The organism is Sulfitobacter sp. F26169L (assembly GCF_026410285.1).
Classification (GTDB): Bacteria; Pseudomonadota; Alphaproteobacteria; order Rhodobacterales; family Rhodobacteraceae; genus Sulfitobacter.
In genome coordinates, this window is the sequence record NZ_JAPMLP010000013.1 from 1 (window position 1) to 20,208 (window position 20,208).

At 53.2% G+C, this 20,208-nt stretch carries 20 protein-coding genes and 1 pseudogene; 11 read left to right on the forward strand and 10 right to left on the reverse strand.

Annotated features, from left to right (window positions below):
- On the forward strand, positions 1 to 201 hold a 201-nt coding region (locus OS189_RS17500; RefSeq protein ID WP_267168637.1), incomplete at its 5' end, for a hypothetical protein.
- Between the two features lie 262 nt (positions 202 to 463).
- On the opposite strand, the gene OS189_RS17505 is transcribed toward OS189_RS17500, so the two are convergent.
- From OS189_RS17505 to OS189_RS17550, 10 genes are all read right to left on the reverse strand, one after another.
- Positions 464 to 907: a nucleoside deaminase gene (locus tag OS189_RS17505; RefSeq protein WP_267168638.1), complete on the reverse strand. Its 444-nt coding sequence runs from the start codon at positions 905 to 907 to the stop codon at positions 464 to 466.
- Positions 894 to 1,805, reverse strand: coding sequence for a polysaccharide deacetylase family protein (locus OS189_RS17510; RefSeq protein ID WP_267168639.1), 912 nt, complete (start codon positions 1,803 to 1,805; stop codon positions 894 to 896). Before OS189_RS17510 ends, OS189_RS17505 begins: the two co-directional genes overlap by 14 nt.
- 3 nt (positions 1,806 to 1,808) lie before the next feature.
- Entirely contained in the window at positions 1,809 to 2,894 is a 1,086-nt protein-coding gene (locus tag OS189_RS17515) for an ABC transporter ATP-binding protein (RefSeq protein ID WP_267168640.1), read from the reverse strand.
- Positions 2,891 to 3,691, reverse strand: coding sequence for an ABC transporter permease (locus OS189_RS17520; protein ID WP_267168641.1), 801 nt, complete (start codon positions 3,689 to 3,691; stop codon positions 2,891 to 2,893). Before OS189_RS17520 ends, OS189_RS17515 begins: the two co-directional genes overlap by 4 nt.
- Positions 3,688 to 4,551 (reverse strand): ABC transporter permease, encoded by an 864-nt coding sequence (locus OS189_RS17525; RefSeq protein WP_267168642.1) that lies wholly within the window; start codon positions 4,549 to 4,551, stop codon positions 3,688 to 3,690. Before OS189_RS17525 ends, OS189_RS17520 begins: the two co-directional genes overlap by 4 nt.
- 71 nt (positions 4,552 to 4,622) lie before the next feature.
- The gene (locus OS189_RS17530; protein WP_267168643.1) at positions 4,623 to 5,762 is read right to left on the reverse strand and encodes an ABC transporter substrate-binding protein; all 1,140 of its coding nucleotides are present in this window, start codon (positions 5,760 to 5,762) and stop codon (positions 4,623 to 4,625) included.
- Positions 5,763 to 5,909: 147 nt separating this feature from the next.
- A complete protein-coding gene (locus OS189_RS17535; RefSeq protein ID WP_267168644.1) occupies positions 5,910 to 6,794 on the reverse strand; it encodes a LysR family transcriptional regulator in 885 nt (294 codons plus the stop codon).
- A gap of 74 nt (positions 6,795 to 6,868) precedes the next feature.
- The gene (locus OS189_RS17540; RefSeq protein ID WP_267168645.1) at positions 6,869 to 7,801 is read right to left on the reverse strand and encodes a ribose-phosphate pyrophosphokinase; all 933 of its coding nucleotides are present in this window, start codon (positions 7,799 to 7,801) and stop codon (positions 6,869 to 6,871) included.
- Positions 7,802 to 7,853: 52 nt separating this feature from the next.
- Positions 7,854 to 8,474, reverse strand: coding sequence for a phosphoribosyltransferase family protein (locus OS189_RS17545; RefSeq protein WP_267168646.1), 621 nt, complete (start codon positions 8,472 to 8,474; stop codon positions 7,854 to 7,856).
- A gap of 12 nt (positions 8,475 to 8,486) precedes the next feature.
- Complete coding sequence (locus tag OS189_RS17550) at positions 8,487 to 9,224, reverse strand: BtpA/SgcQ family protein (protein WP_267168647.1); 738 nt, start codon at positions 9,222 to 9,224, stop codon at positions 8,487 to 8,489.
- 779 nt (positions 9,225 to 10,003) lie between these two features.
- On the opposite strand from OS189_RS17550, the pseudogene OS189_RS17560 reads away from it, so the two are divergent.
- The 10 genes and pseudogenes from OS189_RS17560 to OS189_RS17605 all read left to right on the forward strand — a co-directional run.
- Positions 10,004 to 10,882 (forward strand): annotated as a pseudogene (locus OS189_RS17560) (transposase); the annotation flags it as partial.
- A 159-nt stretch (positions 10,883 to 11,041) separates the two neighbouring features.
- On the forward strand, positions 11,042 to 11,917 hold the full coding sequence (locus OS189_RS17565) for a LysR family transcriptional regulator (RefSeq protein WP_267168648.1): 876 nt from the start codon (positions 11,042 to 11,044) through the stop codon (positions 11,915 to 11,917).
- A 187-nt stretch (positions 11,918 to 12,104) separates the two neighbouring features.
- Positions 12,105 to 12,773, forward strand: a complete 669-nt coding sequence (locus tag OS189_RS17570; protein WP_267168649.1) for a DUF4286 family protein — start codon at positions 12,105 to 12,107, stop codon at positions 12,771 to 12,773.
- 69 nt (positions 12,774 to 12,842) lie between these two features.
- The gene (locus tag OS189_RS17575) at positions 12,843 to 13,802 is read left to right on the forward strand and encodes a TRAP transporter substrate-binding protein (protein WP_267168650.1); all 960 of its coding nucleotides are present in this window, start codon (positions 12,843 to 12,845) and stop codon (positions 13,800 to 13,802) included.
- Positions 13,803 to 13,895: 93 nt separating this feature from the next.
- Complete coding sequence (locus OS189_RS17580; RefSeq protein ID WP_267168651.1) at positions 13,896 to 14,405, forward strand: TRAP transporter small permease; 510 nt, start codon at positions 13,896 to 13,898, stop codon at positions 14,403 to 14,405.
- Positions 14,406 to 14,407: 2 nt separating this feature from the next.
- On the forward strand, positions 14,408 to 15,706 hold the full coding sequence (locus OS189_RS17585; protein ID WP_267168652.1) for a TRAP transporter large permease: 1,299 nt from the start codon (positions 14,408 to 14,410) through the stop codon (positions 15,704 to 15,706).
- 13 nt (positions 15,707 to 15,719) lie between these two features.
- Complete coding sequence (locus OS189_RS17590) at positions 15,720 to 16,925, forward strand: amidase family protein (RefSeq protein ID WP_267168653.1); 1,206 nt, start codon at positions 15,720 to 15,722, stop codon at positions 16,923 to 16,925.
- Positions 16,922 to 17,782, forward strand: coding sequence for an NHL repeat-containing protein (locus OS189_RS17595; RefSeq protein WP_267168654.1), 861 nt, complete (start codon positions 16,922 to 16,924; stop codon positions 17,780 to 17,782). Before OS189_RS17590 ends, OS189_RS17595 begins: the two co-directional genes overlap by 4 nt.
- Positions 17,783 to 18,551: 769 nt before the next feature.
- Positions 18,552 to 19,091 carry a VPLPA-CTERM sorting domain-containing protein gene (locus OS189_RS17600; protein ID WP_267168655.1) on the forward strand — a complete coding sequence of 180 codons (540 nt, stop codon included), beginning with the start codon at positions 18,552 to 18,554 and terminating at the stop codon, positions 19,089 to 19,091.
- 738 nt (positions 19,092 to 19,829) lie between these two features.
- The gene (locus tag OS189_RS17605) at positions 19,830 to 20,141 is read left to right on the forward strand and encodes an ATP-binding protein (RefSeq protein WP_267168656.1); all 312 of its coding nucleotides are present in this window, start codon (positions 19,830 to 19,832) and stop codon (positions 20,139 to 20,141) included.
- Positions 20,142 to 20,208: the final 67 nt, after the last annotated feature.

Consider the following 20,208-nt stretch of genomic DNA (forward strand, 5'->3'; position numbering starts at 1 on the left):
TTCGGGCCAACACCGCTCAGTAAAATCAAGGAGGGAACCATTCGCCCCGTGATACAGGGCCCAGAAAACCATGAGTTTTTCAACAGAATACGGACAAAGCGGAAGTTTGCAGGTGCAGCTGTCGCCGGCGCAGCATTTTCTCCGAAACGGACGTTCGAAAGGGCAATTTGGAGCAAATCTCAAGCTGACCTTTCGCTGTAATCCGTTCCCAAAACCGAGATGCGGATAAAACGGGCTTTCGCCACAGTTGCACCTACGCCCAGTCTGGACACTGTTTGTAGCCTTCGATGTGGTCTCGTGGCTGAAATGGATGTGTGAATGCACCATTGCCACATAAAAAATGTCCAAAGGTTCTATTCACTTGGAAGCTATACGGCCGTCGTTCCGCTGTTCCCGACTATCAAAAAATATGAACATATCCGAATGCTGTGGAAACCTTCATCAATGTAGCTCACGGGCTGTATCATTCAGCAATATCTTCTGCCCAGAGCGTCGGTTTTTCTGTGATGAAACGTTGCATCAGGGCGATGCAATCAGGATCATCTGCAACAATCACCTCCACGCCTTTGGACCGCAGGAAATCTTCGTTGCCGCCAAAGTTTGTGTTTTCGCCTATCACCACACGGGGGATGCCGAATTGGATGATTGTCCCGGTGCACATCATGCAGGGGCTCAGCGACGTGTACAGCGTCGTGTCGCGGTAGGTTTTCTGTCGTCCCGCTTTGCGCAGTGCGTCCATTTCGCCATGAGCAATCGGATCACCTTTTTGTACGCGTTGATTGCGGCCTTGGGCAACAACCTCTCCGCCACGTGCCAGAACGGACCCAATCGGGCAGCCGCCTTCGTCAAATCCGGCTTTGGCCTCGTCATAGGCGATGCGCAAAAGGCGTGTGTCATCTGCGTTCATCTGCTGTGTCCTTTGCCGTTAGGATTGGGCCGGAATAGTAGGGCAGCGTTTCAACAGTTGGTTGCCAAATTTCGTCCCGCTGCAATTGGTCCATATGATCGGCAATTTGATCCAAAGTAGCAAACCAAACATCTTTTGTTTGCTGCGTCTTGGTGATCCACGCCTCCACTTGAATCCAGCGGGCCAGCCGACCGGTCAGAAAAGGATGGATAATCAGCATAAAGAACCCCCCGGCGTCGTACTGCGCGTCGAACTCCTCCCAAAACCCTTCGAGACCTTTGGACGGGGCCGCAACAGGCATCATGTATCCGATCTCGTCATAGTGGGCAAAGGGCGGCCAGTCGTCTGTGCCCCAATGAACCGGCATCTCGTAAAGCGATCCTTTGCCGGTCTCCAGTTCGTAGGGAATGTCATCCGCCATCATTGAGCTGTCGTAGCGCATCCCGTGTTCGATCATGAGGTCCACCACTTCTTGCGTGATGTTATAAACCGGCGCGCGATAGCCACGCGGCTTTTGACCGCAGATGCGTTGATGTACATCCAGCGTGCGCTCAAACCACTCACGCTGTTGGCCACGTGTCTTGATCGGATCTTCATGTAGATACCCGTGGTGGCCAATCTCGTGACCGTCTTTCAGGATCGCCTCTGCTACATCTGGATAGGTTTCCAGACACCAGCCAGGGATAAAGAACGACTGTTTTAGATCCAGACGACGGTAAGTATCCAGGATGCGCGGCAGGGCTACCATAGGACCATAGCGCCCCATTGAGATAGGATAAAGACGGTCGTGGCTGTCCTCAGGCGTGGCGATGTGGATCAGGCTGTCCGCATCCATATCGAATGTAATCGCTACTGCGCATTTCGCGCCGTTTGGCCAAGGGATCGGGTTGCGGATCACAGATCAATTTTCGTTCAGGACGTGTGCGCTGGCAGTGTCCCATGACAGCCAGATTTCCGCACCGCTTTTGAGGTCAAACTTAGACAACTCGCGCTCTTGCATCTGGACTTTGAACTCATGGCCTGTTGAGTTTTCCAGAAACAGCGTGACCATGGAGCCAACAAATTCCTCCGAGATCAATTTGCAATGCGCTTTGTTTCTGGCATCGGGCTCATCTATGGAAATGTGGAGCAAATCAGCCGAGATGACAAAGCTGGCTTTCTGGCCTTTGACCAAATGCACTTCCTTTGTGGGCACAGTGAAGTCACCTGATGGCGTGGCGATACGTGCGGTGTCGTCTGACAACGACGCGACCTTGCCCGACAGGATATTATTGCGCCCCACAAACTCAGCGACAAACTGGTTGGCTGGTTCTCGGTAGATGTCCTTGGGAGAGCCGATCTGGGCGATCTCGCCTTTGCCCATGATGATGACGCGGTCTGCCATGGCAAAGGCTTCTGATTGGGAGTGGGTGACGTAAACGAAGGTAATGCCCAACTCCCGTTGTAGATCGGTCAGGACTGCCTGCATGCGGATCACAAGGTGGGCATCAAGCGCCGAGAGCGGTTCATCCAATAACAAAATCTGTGGCTCCATGACCAGTGACCGCGCAAGCGCAACGCGCTGTTTCTGGCCGCCGGACAGAGTTGAAATATCGCGATCCGCAAATTCCAGGATGTCCATCTTATCGAGCCATTTAAGGGCGCGTTTGCGGCGCTCGGCCTTGTCCACGCCGCGCATCTTAAGTCCGAACTCGACGTTCTCGCGGGCCGTCAGAAATGGGAACAGCGCAAGCGATTGCCAGACCAGCGGCGTGTCCCGTTCGTGCGGGGCAACATCGTTCATCACGTGGTCGTTCAGGCGGATCTCACCGACGCTGGGGGCCTCAAGTCCGGCAAGCATCCGCAAGGTTGTGGTTTTGCCACAGCCCGATGGTCCCATAATCGCCAGAAATTCACCTTCGCGGATTTCAAAATCAAGCTCTTTTACAGCAACGAAATTACCAAAATGCTTTTGGACTTTGTCAAAGACAACCAGCGGTTTGCTCATGTTTTGATGCTCTTTAATTGGCGGCTGGCGAAAAACACTTGGGCCAGCACAACGAGGGTCATGGAAATTAGAAATACAAAGGTGCCGATGGCGTTGACTTGCGGATCGATGTTGCCTTGCACGATCTCAAGGATGATCACTGGCAAGGTCTTGTTCAGTCCAGAAACAAACCAGGAAACGGCGAATTCATCGAAGGAGACAGCAGCTGTCAGGAACAAGGCCGAGAAGATCGCAGGCTTGCAAAACGGAATGATGACGTAGCGCATGGTTTGCCATTCGGAGCCGCCAAGGTTCCACGCGGCTGATTCCAGATCAGGATCCATCTGGTTCAGGCGCAACCGTATTACGGCCATGGCAAAGGGTGCGGTCAAAACGCTGTGTGCGATGATGATAGAATAAATTTGCCCCGACATGCCGATTTTCGAGAACCAGGCCAGCATTGCCAGCGCCATGATGATCAGAGGAATTGTGGGCGGCAGCAAGATCAAAGCAAGGTACGGGCCCTTAAAGCGGAAGTTGTAGCGGAAGTCGGAATAAGCGGTGCAAAACCCGAGGAAGGTCGCAATCACGGCGGTTGAACAGGACACGATCAGACTGTTCAATGCCGCTTCCCAGACATCAGGATCAGCGAGAATTTTCGCGTACCATTCTGTCGTGAACTCCCCCAATGGGATGGTGGGAAACCGTTGGGAGTTGAACGAAAAGATCATGCTGAATACGATCGGAGCAAAGACGAAGGCAAAAACCATCGCAACGTAGATGCCCAAAATCACATTGAGAGAGCGGCTCGGGTTCATTTCGCGCCCTTCTTTTTGCGGTAGGCCAAGGCGATTCCGGCAAAGGCGATGGCGAAAAGCGTAGCCATCATCATGATCGCGACCACGGCGGCGCGCGGCCACTGTTGACCGGACTTTGTTGTATCAAGGATCAAGATCGGCAAGGTCGGTTCCTGTGACCCGCCCAGATAGAACGGGGCCACAAAGTCACCAAACGACAGGATGAAGCAAAAGATTGCAGCGATGATCAGACCCGTCTTGGATAGCGGGATGATCACCTGCCAGATGGTTCTGAAGGCGGAGCAACCCAGATTGCGCGCAGCCTCGATCAGGTTCTTGTCGATGTTGGCCATCGTAACAGTTTGCAAGATCACCACCAGAGGCAGTGTCAATGTCATGTAACCCACCAGCGTACCAAAACTGGTATTGAGCATCGTGTAGGGACCAAGGCCGATGTAACCGAGCATTCCGTTGATCACTCCGCTCTCAGATAGGATGACGAACCATGAAAAGGTACGTACCAGATAGCTGGTGAAAAACGGGATGATCAGCAGGAATATTGCCCAGCGGCGGGTGCTTTCAGAAGCGCGGAAAGCCAGTGCAAATGCGGCTGGAAAGGCGATACACATCGCACAGATGGTCGAGACCCCAGCGATGAAAACCGTGTACCAGTAGCTGTCCCAGAAATATCCGCGGCTCAGCATTTTGGACCAGTTCACAAATTCGAACGCCTCGGTCATGCGGTAATTCTTCACAAGGAAGAATGACATCGCGACCATGAAGAGAACGGGCCCGACGAAGAAGATAAACTGCCAAAATATGATGGGCAGCCGCCATGTCAGCGCATAAAGATTAAATTTTCGACCGGATGATGATAACATGTTCTAGAGGCGATCCTTTGGTAAAAGGGGCGACGGAACGGCCGCCCGTTTTTATGTGTTCAGGGGCCCAATCAGGCGTTCTTGTACTCTGACCAGAAGTCGTTCCAATCCTCGAGCCCTTGCTGCTGCGGTACATCGCGGTAATGGATGCGGCCTTCGTTGATCAATGTGATCGGATCTTGCGCATCACCTTCGATTTGGTGCGACCGTGTGGCCTCGGCCAAGTCCGCTTCGATCAAGGCAGCGCGCCCCGCTTTGGTGACGCAGAAGCCAGGGTAGGCCGCCATCTGCGCAGATTTCACCTGACCCGCAGGGGACATCATGTATTGTATGAACTTCTTGACCTCAGACGCCTTTTCGCTGCCCTTGCCGATGGAATAGCTCTCCGTGAATTGAATGCCGCCCTCTTTGGGAATGACTGACGCAACGGGTGCGCCGTCTTTTTCCAAGACGCCAGTGATCCAGTCACCGATGCCGACCATCGCCTGCATATCACCATTCTTGAGGCCGTTGAACGTGCCGCCGTAGTCAAAGAAACCACCGACCTGCTTACGCAGACCCATTGTGGTTTCCTGTACTGCGTCCCATTTCGCATCGTCTAGATCCCAAAGGCCAGCACCGTTGCCATTATAGAGGCTCATCATGCCCAGCGTCGGCAGGTGCCAATCAAAGTGGCCAACCTTGCCTTCAAGCTCCGGTTTCCAGAAGCATTCGTAGCTTGTCGCTTCTTCGGCAGTCACGGAATTCTTGTTGTATGAAACTCCAAGGTGACCGCCCCGCAGCATCATGGAATACATCTTGCCGTCCGCCCAATGGCCGGGGAACTGTTTGAAGTCTTCGTGCAGCATGTCGTCCAGCGGATAATCTGCCGGATTCATCTCCTCGATGTAGCCTGCAAGGTTCAACTGCTGCACAAACTCGCCGTCCGACAGGATCAGGTCATACGTGCCGGGAGGGGATTGCGCGATCAGCGCCAGCATGTTGTCGCCTCCCGCATAATATTTCGGCACGAATTTGACATTGTTTGCAGCTTCATACTCCGCAACCATGTCAGGCTCGCCGTGGCCATACCAAGCCAGCATATTGATATCGGTTGTGGCAGCCCACGCGCGGCTGACGAAAGGAGTGGTCAGAACCGCAGCGCCGCCTGATTTGAGTAGTTGGCGGCGGCTTAGGCCATAAATTGAGGAATTCAGTGTTGGTCTAATCATCATCTTCTCCCAGTTGATCGCCCTTCCGCTAAAAAAAGAGCCTCCGTTGCTGTGCTTAAAAGTAGGTTCTGCGCCGACTTGGAGGAATGCTATTGCAAGATCACAGTTTTGGGAAATTTATCGTTGATATGTCTGCATAATGAACGCTTATCCAGGGTGTATGTCCGAAGATTGTGCTTCTAGCGTTTTTACCATCTCGTCGATCGCCGCATACCCACCTGCACCCAACTGCGCCTGTCGAGCGAACAGACCGATGTGTAAAGGGGGCAGCACGGGTAGGCCGTCTTTTTCTGTGAATTTACGCATACCGCTTTGAACTGTGGGGACGGTTAGACAGGACAGGCCCAACCCATCTTGGACCGCACGTTGAACACCGCCAATTCCGGGGCTCGAATAGGCAATGCGCCAGCTTTTTCCTGCCAGTTTCAACGCCGTGGTCATCCGGTCCCGATACACACATCCATAAGGATGAACGACAAGTGGGATGTCGGCCCCGTCAGGGATTTCAAAGTCGGTGGCACCAACCCAATTGGGTTGCTCTTCCCAATTGCGGAACAGGAATTGCTGATCGTCCCCGTCGAACAAGGCAACCGCTATGTCGATCTCGTTACTGCGCAAGGCAGATAGCACGTTCTTGGATAAGTCGCAGCGTATCTCGACTTGCACTTCTGAATATTGCCGGACAACGCTCGTGAGGCAGGATTGAAGCGTGTTCACGGCATAGTCTACCGGCAATCCAACGCGCAGTTTGGAAGACTCGCTTGGTTTCTCGAACTGCACCATAGCTAGATCGTTTAAACGCAGGATTTGTCGGGCGTGAACCGCCAATGCCTCGCCCCGTTCAGTTAGGGTAATTTCCTTGCCTTTACGCTCAATCAAGTCGTACCCAACCGTTTGTTCCAGCCTTTTGATTTGCAAGCTGATTGCTGGTTGCGTCCGACCGAGGATCTCAGCAGCCCGCGTGAAACTGGCTACTTCAATGACAGTTATAAAGGCCCTCAAGAGCTCTGTTGATAAATTGGTAACACCCATATTTACAACATTAGCGACACTTATTGAGAAAGGGAAACAATAAGGACACTATATGCACGCATCGTCCTCAGACGCTATTCAAACAAGATGCTGACGGATTCCCCATTTGCGATACGTGTTATGGCCTTTGCAAACATCGGTGCGATGGAAATGGTACGAATGACCGAAGATGCGCTGACCGCCTCAGTCGCACCAATCGTGTCAGTTATTACCAAAGAGGATAGATCTGATGCGTTTATCCTCTCGACTGCCTTGCCGGACAAAACGCCGTGCGTGATATACGCTGATACCTCAGCGGCGCCGCTTTCTAAGAGGGCAGTCGCAGCATTACACAAAGTGCCACCTGAATCGACGATATCGTCAACGAGAACACAGGATTTTCCAGTTACGTCGCCGATGATGTTCATCACTTCAGAAGAACCCGGTTTGTCGCGGCGCTTGTCGACGATCGCCAAGCCGCTAGAAAGTCGCTTGGCCAATGCCCGGGCACGAACCACGCCGCCCACATCCGGCGACACAACCATAATATTCTCACGGCTTTTTTGTTGTTCGATGTCGCGAACGATTTCCGGCACGGCATACAGGTTGTCGGTCGGGATATCGAAAAAGCCCTGAATCTGCGCCGCATGCAAATCCATTGTCAGAACCCGATCAGCGCCTGCGTTGGTGATAAGATTCGCCACCAGCTTGGCTGAAATCGGTGTGCGTGGCGCGGATTTGCGATCTTGGCGTGCGTAACCGAAGTAAGGGATTACCGCGGTGATCCGGCCAGCCGATGCGCGGCGCAGGGCATCTATCAATACCAGCAGCTCCATCAAGTTGTCATTGGCAGGATATGATGTTGACTGGATGACATATACGTCGTCACCGCGCACGTTTTCATGGATTTCCACGAAGACCTCTTCATCGGCGAAGCGGCGCACATTGCACTCCGCCAGCGGTACTTTCATATGTGCCGCAATCGCTTCGGCAAGCGGACGATTACTGTTTCCACAGATTAATTTCACCTGTCGAGCCCCTCTTAGCTGAGTTTTCTGGAGTCTGCGCCGAGCTTAGTTGCTAGACCGGAAATGCCATCTCGGGTTTGTAAGTCTTAAAGCTTTCGAGATACTGGGCGTTGGCCTGCCGCTGCCACTCTGTGTCCGGTTGAATGGCAGTGACGCACTTGTATTTCTTGCGGTATTCTGCGGTGTTTTTGTTGTCTTCCATGACAATCGCAACCATGCCGGCCACTTTGCCCTTTTGCTGTTCAACCAGCTGCACAGCACCGTGCATTGTGCCGCCGGTTTCGACCCACTGATCCACAAGCAGGACCCGCGTTTCCGGTGCAAAGGCTGGCAAACGCATCTCCATCGCTTGGGTCTGGCCGGAGTAGTTGGTCATCGACGCAATATCTGTGTCAACACACAGCTTGCCAGTCTTGCGGATTGGCAAAAAGCCTCGCCCGATCCGCGCAGCAATGCCAGCGGCCAGAACAAACCCCATTGCGTCAAGCCCAGCCACAACGTCAATATCATCTGGGTTCAGATCAGCACAAAGATCATCCAGCAGATCGTGATAGGCTTTGCCGTTGATGTAAATCGAGGTCGGGTCCAGCCATGCAAATTTGTCGCCCTTTGTGTTCGGCGCCATAAGCGAGAAGTACCAACGGTCGTCTCTGGGTCCTTTGTCATGTGTCATATCATATTCTCCTTATTTCTGTGTGACGATCATGAGGTGCTTCAGGCGTTCGGGGTCGATGTTGTAAAAGTCCCCTTGGAAATTGATGCCAGTTGCCACCATGAAAAGATCAACCGCATCTGCGTAGCGCGCGGCGTTTTGAGGCGTTATTCCGGAGGCAAGGCCAAGGGCGGTGTCTCCGCAATGTTTCCGGAATATCTCGATTTTACCAACGTCTGCAGCGTGGCCAGTCGCAACGCCGGAGGTAACGACGACATCCATGTAGTTCGTGGCGATGCGCGCGCTTTTGCCATACAGTGCGGGATCAACATCGCGCTGTTTCTTGAAGGCGGTGCCACCGACATACAGCCCGTTCCAGCCACTCGTCTTGCGGATTTCTGCGATCTCATCCGCTTCTGGCTGATCACTCTCGGATCGACGCTCGTCCATACGGGCATCATCCGCCCAATAGCCGTCAACTTGAATTCCACTCGCCTGCAGCTCGCCTAGAATTGGAAATGCAATTTTGCCCGTCACAGCGAGAAAATTCACGCCGATCCAGTAGTCAGGATACGCCTGACGCATCTCTTTAATAATCGGGATCAGCTTTTCTTTCTCGAAGTCGTGGTTGATCAGAAAGACGCCGGGACAGCCGCCATTTTTTGCAACCTCGATGTTGCGCCGCGCCTGTTCGGCATCAAGAACGTGAATAACGGGCAGTATGACAGGGCCGGATGTGTCGAAGCGTTTATGGAAGTCTTGCCTGTTCATATTTTACCTCAATCTCGCAGATTTCGATCAAAGGTAGCATCGGCTATGAAATTTAGAAAATTTATAGTTGTTATCACGTCATAAGTTATACAAATACAATCGGGCCGATGTTTTCCTGTTCGCCAGTGGTTATCCCCCGAAACGGCGCAGTGACTAAGATAATATCTGGGCGGCTTAAGTATTTTGCATTTGGACAGCGACGCTTAGATTCTGGCCATCATGAAAACGTCTGCTCACAGAGGTCAGAAATTATTGCTTCTATGGCTGTCGAGCACATAAACAGGCCCTTAGTGCACCGCGCAGAAATTGGTATTTTGGGCTCTTTTATTGCATCGGGAGCCAATTGAAGCAGACCGCTTACGGAAAACGGAAGGCTAGTGCCGTTCGCTCAAAACTCAAATGTCGATTTTCTGCGCGATGCTTAGGCCATCTTCGGCTCCCACGTCCAGGTACTGCACTGTGCTATCGATCTTTGTATGGTGCAGAAGCCGTTGTACCGCCCGTCAATTTCCGGTTTTGCGGTTGATCTTTACGGCGTTGGTCCTGCGCATAGAGTGCGTGCCGTAACCGCAGTGTTCCAGACTATTGGCTTTCGCGCGGTCCCTGACAAGCCGTCCATATTCGCATGTTCAGATGAAAGGGTGGGCGTGGAACCTACTTGAAAACATGAATCTGCTTCTAAAACTCTGGACTTTTGGCCCGGGTGTGTCGGTGATCCCCCCGAAACTAGGGGGAAGCGGAAGTAGAATTTTCTCGGCAAGATATCTAAGGAGATTTTGATGAAGATGACGCGATATAATGAACCCCAAGGGCTTGCGGTCCTGCGCCAAGCCCAAAGCTATGGCCCGTCTCTGAGCTGTGCCGCGAGCACGGGATGAGCAACGCGTCGTTCTACAATTGGCGGTCGAAGTATGGCGGGATGGATGCGTCGATGATCAGCCAGATGAAGGCCGTGGAAGACGAGAACCGATGTCTTAAGAAGATGTATGCCGGGATGAGCATGCAAGCTGAGTTGCTGAAGGAATCCCTTGGATAAAAGTGATTTGGCCAGCCCTGTGGCGGGGTCTGGCCGAGAACGCGGTGGCGCGACACGGTGTAGGCATTGCGCTGGCCTGCCGAGCCTTTGGTCTCAGCGACATCTGGCATCGTTACAGCCCGCTGCTGAGCGACGATAATGAGCAGATCGCCGATCTGCTGGTTGGGCTGACGACCGCCCGGAAGACTTGGGGTTTTGGGCTATCCTTCCTGCATCTACGCAATGCGCAGGGCCATCCGTGTGAAACCACAAGCGGGTCTACCGGATCTACTGCGAACTGGGACTGAACTTGCGGATCAAACCCCGAAAACGGCGAAAGCGGGACAAACCCGATGCGCTGGCGGTGCCGGACGCAACAAACGTGACTTGGTCGATGGACTTCATGGCGGATCGCCTCGGGGATGGCCGGGCGTTTCGGCTTTGGAACGTGCTGAATGATTTTAACCGCGAGGGTTCAGGCATCGAGGTTGATTTTTCCTTGCAAGCCAAACGGGTTATTCGCAGCCTCGACCGGATCATCGAATGGCGCGGCAAACCAAAAACTACTTGGGTTGATAACAGCTCAGAATACATCAGTGGCAAGCTGTTAGAATGGGCTGGCAAACAAAGCATTACCATCCAGCGCTGACGTTAGACAGTGCTGAGCAGTTCACACTCCTCGGCGTTTAACTGCAAAACAACGATCAACTTAAACTGGAGAGAAAAAGCTGTAGAGTGACTTTAACTCGGGCTTAATTTGCTGTGTTCTTTTACAACGTGATTAAGTAAATGGAGACCATTGGTGAATACGCGATTCTTAGAAACATTCGTTACAGTCGCTAATCTCGGAAGTTTCCGGGCCGCTGCCGAGCAACTGAATGTCAGCCAAGCTACGGTGTCCAGTCGGATATCGTCGCTGGAGACAGATTTGCAGGTTGATCTCTTTGACCGCGAATTTCACGCCACCCGCATCACAGTAGCTGGCGCGCTGATTTTGAACAAAGCCCAGAACATGCTGGCGACAGAGCGTGAGTTGCGCAACACCTTGTCCGACCCAACCAAAGCCGTAGGGCGGATCCGCTTGGGGCTTGTTTCCTCTGTTGTACACACATGGCTATGCGATCTGATCGAAGAGGTGGCGCGCTGTTATCCCCGTCTGGAATTGGAACTGACCGTTGAACCTACGCCCAACATTGCGACGGCGTTTGAACGCGGTGGCTTGGATATGTTGCTGACTACGGATGACCGCCACGATGAAACCTGCATCTGCGCAGAGCTTCCGCCCCTGGCAATGGGCTGGTTTGGACCCGAAGGGATGCGCGGTGAGACCCTGTCACTTGCTGATGTGGCCACCGGTCCGTTGATTACTTTTACCCGCAATTCGCGTCCCCATTCCAATGTTCTGGCGCTCTTCAATGAATTCGGTCTTAGGCCTTCAATCGTGCACTGCATCACATCGATGGCTGCAATTGCCCGGCTGACTGAACGCGGCCTCGGCATCGCGACACTGCCACTGGCGTGCGATCTGGCTGGGCCAGATTTGTGCGAACTTGACGTAGATGCAAAACTGCCGTCTTTGCCCCTGTTTTGCATCTGGAGGCGCAGCTCGGACGCGTCCACCTACAAGGCGATTGCCGAGCTGGCCAGAGCCTGTGCAGATCGCCATCAGCGGCCCTAATGATAGGATCTGTTGTGGTATGATCGAAAAATCCGATCACCCCCCCCTGAAGATTTCCGTTTGTAAATAAATCGCATCTGTTTGAAAGTACCTTAACAGCAATCGACAGAATCTAACCGCAGGTTGAAGGGGGTGGGCCGAGCCCTGCCACCTACAGAGAAAGTTCTGTCCAAGATCAGGACACACAATGACCAATATCCGCAAGACAGACCAAGCGCAGCTATTTGTCTGGAGCGATATCGACCCAGACCACGAAGCAGATTTCAACCAGTGGTATGACCGCGAGCATATGGAAGAGCGCGTGCGGATTCCAGGTTTCACAGGTGCGCGCCGTTACCGCGCTGTCTCGGGTTCCGCGCGCCGCTATCTTGCGCTTTACCGTGCCAGCAGCCTCGCTGACTTCACCTCAGAAGCTTACCGTAAAGCATTTACAAAACAAACCCAGTGGTCTGTCACTAACTTTGGCCGCATGTCCAACACCCGCCGCCGCGTGATGCATGTTGCCCAAGAAGGTGGTTTCGGTTGGGGTGGCGCACTGGTGCTGATTGAGCTGGTCCCCGGCTCGATGGATGCCGAGGCTATCGGCAAAGTGCTGTCTGAAACGATGAACAAAGATGGTGTCCTTCGGGTTCACAGCATGATCCCCGACGAGGCCTTGTCAACGCCCCTTCCTTCTGAAAACACTGAAGGCCGTGTTCTGGCCCCTTGCATCGCTGTCGATGTGGCATCCGAGCCGATTGCCGAAGCGACCCTGCGCGATCTGAAGGAAAAGTTGGGTGACGCAGTGCGCGAGGCGGAAACGTTCCGTCTGATGTGGTCGCTTGATGAAAACGATCTACCCGCTATCGACGACTAAACCGTACGATCGTGCTTTGCAAAAACTGTAAGGCAGAGACAACAAATAAACCAACAAGGAGATACTAAAATGAAAAAACTTCTCATCGGTACAGCCATTGCTGCGCTAACTGCAGGCATCGCGCATGCCGAAACATGGAAAATGTCGGCAGATGCGCCGGACGGCAACTATCTGACCAAAAATATCCGCGCATTCGCTGAAGACGTGGCGCGCTTGTCGGACGGCGCTCTGGAAATCGACGTGGTATCGAACTCGGTTTTGCTTAAGCGTCCAGAACTGAAGCGCGGTGTTCAGCGCGGCATCGTACCCATCGGAGAAGTGCTGATTTCTGCCCTTGGCAACGAAGATCCCGCTTTTTCGGCTGACGCGGTGCCACTTCTGGCGACCAACTTTGATGAGGCACGCACGCTTTGGGAAGCCTCGCGCCCGATCTATGAAGAAAAGCTCGCCGAAGACGGCCTCGTCTTGCTTTATGCAGCGCCTTGGCCGCCACAGGGCATCTATATGAACAAAGAAGTGACAGATGCAGAATCGTTCGACGGTGTGAAATTCCGCGCGTATAACCCCTCGACCGCGCGTTTGGCCGAACTTCTGGGCGCTGTTCCTGCCACCATTGCCACTTCTGAGATCAGCCAAGCTTTTTCGACTGGCGTCATCAACGGCATGATCACATCGCCCTCGACTGGCGTTGACAGCCAGGCTTGGGATTTTGTTTCCCATTACTATGACGTGCAGGCCTTCCTGCCAAAAAACATGGTGATCGTGAATAAGGGCGCCTACGACGATCTGCCCCCAGAAGTTCAGAAAGCGTTGCAAGAAGCAGCCAAGCTGGCCGAAGACCGCGGCTTTGAGATGGCAGAGACAGCTACAGGAGAAGCGACAAAAACCATGGCTGACAACGGCATGCAGGTCCTTCCTACACCAGAGGGGCTGGCGACAGATTTCGGAGAAATCGCAGCCACCATGCGTGCCGAATGGTTGGAGGAAGCAGGCGAAGACGGCCAGAAAATCGTCGACGCAATGAATTGATCTGGAAAGCTCAGGCGATTAATCGCCTGAGCTTTTTAGTAGAAAGGTCGGAGTGTCCGCATCTCGACCGCTTTCCTAATTTGGAGCACCTGCATGTTGCTGACACGCCATTTATTTAACTTTTGCGGAGCATTGGCCGCGCTGTCTCTGCTGGGCATCGCCATTCTAATCCTTTCGCAGATCGGGCTTCGCCTGATGGGCAGTCAAATCCCGTCCGCCGATGATTTTGCGGCTTGGGGGTTAAGTGCTTCAATCTTTCTCGCGCTTCCCGCAGCATTGATGCACGGCGACCATATTCGCGTGACCTCATTGCGCCAGTTGATGCCTGAAAGACTAGGGCATTTCGCTGATATTCTGGCGGCGGGATTTGCGACCCTGATGATGGGATGGGTGGCATGGGCGATCTTCGGATACATCCAAGAAAGCTGGACCTACGATGAGGTGAGCCAAGGAGTTATCGCCGTGCCTCTTTGGGTACCGCAAGCGCCGATGGCTTTAGGGGCGGCGCTGTTTGCGTTGGCGTTTGCAGAACGCACGTTACGCCTGATCCTCGGCCTATCAGTAGAAATAGACAACACCGAAGAACAAGCGCGGGGAGAATGAACATGGATATTCTTTTACAATCCGCTACGCTTGTCGTCACACTGCTGGTTCTCTTGGGGCTAGGCATCTGGGTTGGCGTTGCACTTCTGGCATCAGCCGTAGTGATATTTATGGTTTTCACATCGACTCCGGTTGATGCCATTCTTGGAACGACAATGTGGGCCCATTCGGCCAGCTGGACGTTGACCGCCTTGCCGCTGTTTATCTGGATGGGCGAGATTCTCTACCGCACCCGTCTCGCCGAAGATTTGTTTTCCGGCCTCGCACCTTGGGTCGGGCGATTGCCCGGCGGATTGGCCCACGTCAACGTAATTGGTTGCGGAATTTTTGCGGCTGTTTCGGGGTCATCTGCGGCCACAACAGCCACCGTAGGCCGCATATCGCTGCCCGAGTTGAAATCGCGTGGCTATGCAGACCGTTTGGCCATCGGGTCTCTTGCGGGATCGGGCACACTCGGCCTTTTGATCCCACCGTCGATTGTGATGATTGTGTACGGTGTCGCGGCACAGGTGTCGATCAATCGTCTTTTCATTGCCGGCGTTGTACCGGGGCTGATGCTTATGGCGTTATTTTCCAGCTACATTGCCATCTGGTCAAAGATGAACCCTGATGGCGTACCAGCCCCCGAACCGCAGATTTCATTCGGTCAACGCTTGGCGCGGTTGCGGATGTTGTTGCCAGTAGTGGGGTTGATCATCGGGGTGATCGGATCAATTTATGCTGGCGTTGCAACAGCAACCGAAGCAGCAGCCATCGGCGTAGCGGGTGCATTGATCATCGCCGCCTTTGGGGGGTCTCTGACTAGTCGAACATTTCTCGACTCGCTACTGGGGGCAACCCGGACATCCGCGATGATCGGGTTCATCCTGCTGGGGGCGGCATTTCTAACTTCCGCGATGAGCTTTTCCGGCTTGCCAGGGCAACTGGCTGAGATCATCTCGTCCAGCGGGCTTGGCGCGCCGGGGCTGATCGCAGTGCTGACTGTGTTTTTCGTGCTGCTTGGGTGTTTCCTTGACGGGATCTCGATCGTCGTACTAACGACTTCGGTTGTCATGCCTGCGGTACTCGCAGTTGGAATTGATCCGGTTTGGTTCGGTATCTACCTGATTATCGTGGTTGAGATGGCCCAGATCACGCCACCTCTCGGGTTTAACCTGTTCGTAATCCAGAAGCTGACAGGCAAATCCATTTTCGTGATAACCAAAATGGTTTTCCCTTACTTTATGATTTTGGTGCTGGCCGTCGTTTTGCTGACTGCCTTCCCGGGCATCGCGACCTGGCTTGTACAGCAAACCCTCTGAAGGATTAGTTCTCATGGAAAACACGCCTCAATCTCTTCTCGAAGCGGCGCGTGCCCGCGCCACAGCTCCTGATTTCACTTGCACGTTCAACGATGCGGTAAGTGGTGCGGGGTCTCTGTCCGGTCTTAACGTTGCGGTTAAGGATCTGTTTGATGTACGCGGATACATCACCCGCGCAGGTTCCGTAGTCCGTAAAGACACCGCGCCCGCAGTCAAAGATGCCGAGGCAGTGGCAAGATTGCGAAATTCCGGAGCAGGACTGGTAGGTCACGCCAACATGACGGAATTTGCTTATTCGGGCTTGGGGCTGAACCCGCATTTCGGCACCCCGCTTACACCGTTGCGCGAAGGCTGCATCGCTGGGGGATCTACCTCTGGCGGGGCTTCTGCCGTCGCGCGGGGCGTGGCTGACGTGGCTCTTGGCACGGACACGGGTGGTTCTGCCCGTATTCCAGCAGCCTTTTGTGGCCTGTTCGGGTTCAAACCTTCGGCGCAGACCATCCCTCGCGACGGCGCCGTCGCGCTCTCGCATTCGCTGGACAGTGTAGGCATTATGACACGAGATGCAGGTCTGCTGAGGCCTGTTCTAAATGTTCTGTGTGACACACCTGTACTCGAAGCGGCGATGCCCCGTGCTGTGATCGTGCCGGAAAACTTTGGTATGGACGATCTGGATGATGAGGTGATGGAGGCCTTTGAAGCCACCCTAAGAATTCTCAGCACGGCCGGCGTTTCTGTTCGGCGACTGAAACTTGATATCTTCGATCGTTACCTTAGCCTGCCGGTCTGGCAATTCTCTTCGGTTGAATCACGTGTATATCACGGAACCTATTTCGACACAGCCCGCAATGATCTTGATCCGCGCGTAGCCTCACGCATGGCGCGGGCCGATGGCGTCACAGGGATTGACTATGCCCGCACTATGGCTGCCAGAGGGGCATTGATTGCCGAGGCTATGCAATTGTTTGGCGATACGCCGCTTGTGATGCCAACCGTAGCGATCATGCCGCCGAAATTTGACGATCTGGACGATGATGCGATTTATGATCGCATCAACCTGCTGGCTCTGCGGAACACAAGTTTTGCTAACCTGATAGATGGGTGTTCGGTCAGTCTTCCGATTTCCAGTCATCCGGGCGCGGGTCTGATGATTACGGCCAGCTCAGGACGAGATGCTATGTTGGTGACGATGGCGGAATCGCTTCAAGGTACGTTGTGAGCACCCCGACCCATACCGAACGCCCGACGGCTTATGTTGCACTGGGTCAACAGCGGTATCGTGTGCAGCATGTCGCGGATACGGGGCTGATCGGCCTTACTGACGTCGCCATTTTTGAAGATAAAATCGTTGTCCTCCGACGGCGCGCGCCGGAACTTGTCATGCTTGCGCTTGATGGTTCGATCCTGAACCAGAGTGTCGAACTACCTCAGTTTGTTTGCGGTCACGGACTACGTGCCATTGGTGATAACCAAATAGTTGCCACAGACATGGACGGACACAAAATCGTGCTGCTGGATGCGCGATTGAGAGAGATCGCGCGCATGGATTGCAAGGAGCATCCTGCATTGGGACGCCCGTTCAACCATCCGTGCGACTGTGTGAGGGGGGCAGACGGCAGATACTATGTTGCTGATGGATATGGAAACAGCGTGGTCCATATCTTCGACGCCAACTTGCATCATCTCAAAACATTTGGTCATCCCGGCAGCACTCCAGGGGCATTCTCGACGCCTCACAGCTTGATTTTCGACGCTCAGGGCCGGCTTTGCGTGGCCGACCGCGAAAACAACCGCGTCCAGCAGTTTGACGCCGAGGGCAACTGGGTCGGGCAAATAGAAGGAGTGTACAAGCCGATGTCGCTTGCTCTCACTCCCGATGGTATGTTGCTGGTTAGCGATCAAACGCCGCGCTTGTCTGCCTACGATCCAACTGGTCAGTTGATCGGGCGCTGCCGGACTTTTTCAACCTATGCTCACGGATTAGCTGTTCAGAAAGACGGCACCATCGCCATCGCAGAAATGAACCCTGACCGCATAACCTTATGGGTCCCGGTCTCGGGTGTTGACGGGCATTGAAGTTCGGTCTGATCCAATATGGAACAAGTCGATCTACTTGATAAGGCGAACCGATATCGTTGATTTGGACTCCACTTACAACGCTCCGTAACCCGCGTTGTATCTTTTCAGAAGGGCCTTAATCAGGTCCAGTGCCGTTCTGCTTACAACCAAGTATTCCCCGCCTCGGCATCTACGGTATGCGATCCCAATAATTTGCGAAGAACAACCTGCCAGTAAATCACATACAGTTGTCAATAGAGGCTATTACGGTCCTTGATTGGTTAATCATTGTCTGCTTCGGGTAAGGTGCGCGGCAGCGATGGAACGCTCGGCTAATGTCCGCAAAGTGCCGACAGCGGTCATCAAAGCAGCTGATAGCCTAGAAATTGAATGCTGCACTGCCTTCAGCTCTTTGTGCCCGCTTTTCTTCACTGAACCTACGCCCGCTCTGATCAATCACACGTTACGGATCTGGTCTTCATCGCAGTAAAATTCGTCAGAGGCGCTTATTATCGACACCGGTACAAGAATTTCAACCTTATCCGCTGATTTAAAATCAGCGACAATTAGCCATATTTAGTAAGAATATCGAAAAAATACATACAATTAATCACAGCCCGTGCCCCTGGGGGGAGCGCTCTAGACCCATTACACGTCTTTGGTGTAAATCAGCGATTACTTGACAAATATCTCTCCAACACATGATATCGTCCCCACGAGATTTGACATTTTTCTGAGCATTGTTGTTTTCAAACACCCCAAATCAATTTTTCCAGGGAGCAAACTAATGAATATTAAGACACTTGCCACGGCGGCTGGCATGTCGCTCGCAACTGCAACCGCTAGCTTCGCAGCTCCGTTAGATTTTGACTTTTCCTTTACCGATGGTACAAACACGATCACAGGTTTGATTGAAGGTCTCGATAGCGATGGGATTGGTCAAACGGCCACACAGATTACAGTTGTGGGCATTATAGATACATACATATTTACCTCGTTTAATGCCAATTATTTCGATGTAACTTCTGGTGTAGTTGACGTGTCTACTGTGGGTGTTGTTTCGGCATCCTCTGTTGATGGCGAAACGACAACAGGTGAAGCTACTTCGTTTGAACTCGGTGGCGGTTTTGGACCTGGACTTGAAGAATGTACAGGGGGATGCCCAATGGGTCTTGAGTTCACTTCGGGGCCTGCAGGTTCCGAGATTTTCACTGCGGTTTCCTCTGTACCATTACCAGCCGTACCATTGCCAGCCGGTGGCTTGCTTCTTCTGTCTGGCTTGCTTGGCGTTGCTGGCCTTAAGCGAAGAAAAAAATCCGCTGCATAAACATCTGCTCTAAAGGGCCACGTTGGTGCCTTGAGCATTTCTGCGTGTGAAACACTGCCCAAAGGGTTTCGGTCGGTTTACTTCGTTGCCCCTTTTTATTTGTTTAGGTAGCCGAAAGCAGACAACGGTGCGGGTGCGGCGAAGGGCAGGTTTGGCCCGCAGACTGTGAGTTCGCCCTTCAGCTCAGTTCGCCATCGCAGCGCAGGTCCGATCTGACTGGCCGCACCACGCCATTCGCATGATGCCGGTAGGGTCGGAACTGGGGCGATAGCGTCGATCAAAACGAAAGGCGGGTTGCAGTTTTTTGCTGCAGGTGCGTGTCATCCTTGATGCGAAGTTGAAGGCTGTCATTCGGGGACCTATTACATCGATTTTTTTCTGTAACGCCATAAGTAGGCATCAAGTTTGACCCGATCGTCGCTCGTCGGTTTTGCTATCGTCGCCTTCAAAGGGACGACTGATGCTGCTTTGATTAAAAGCGTGCAAGTACCTGCAGGAATATTGGATGGTGATCTCGACTCCCAATCGTGATCTGCCGCAACAATCACAGACGAACACTTCGCTAGTTCGCCTGCAGGACCGAGTTTTTGTATTATCTACAGGATGAAAATAAGGACGCGACCATCCCGTTAAATTTCTCTCGGAGATCGGACTTCTGAGCCTTGCCCATCGTATTGCGCGGAAGCGTGGCAAGAACCATAAGTTTGTTAGGGTGCTTGCCCCGGGCCAAGGTCTGGCTTGGTAGCCTGTCAGAAGGATCTGAACCTCGGCTCCACAACCGCTGCTGCTTTGGTCAACAGTCTGATCGTGGCTTCCGATGATCGGTGCCTGCAGCGTCTGCAAAAGCTGCTGCTGAGCCGGGGCCTGCTGATCCTCGATGAACTCGGCTTCGTTCCGCTCAGCAAGACCGCCGCCGAGTTGCTCTTCGAGATCATCTCCCAAAGCTACAAGCACGGCACCATTGTGAACCGCCTAATCTATCACGCCCATATCTTCGAATTGAACGTCGATCGCTTCCGGTCGCGCGATAGCCGCAAAGCCCAAACCTGAATTTTATAAACCAAGGATCAAAAAGTCTGGTCTGCAGCCAGCGCGCCAAAGCGCTGCCCAAATCAAA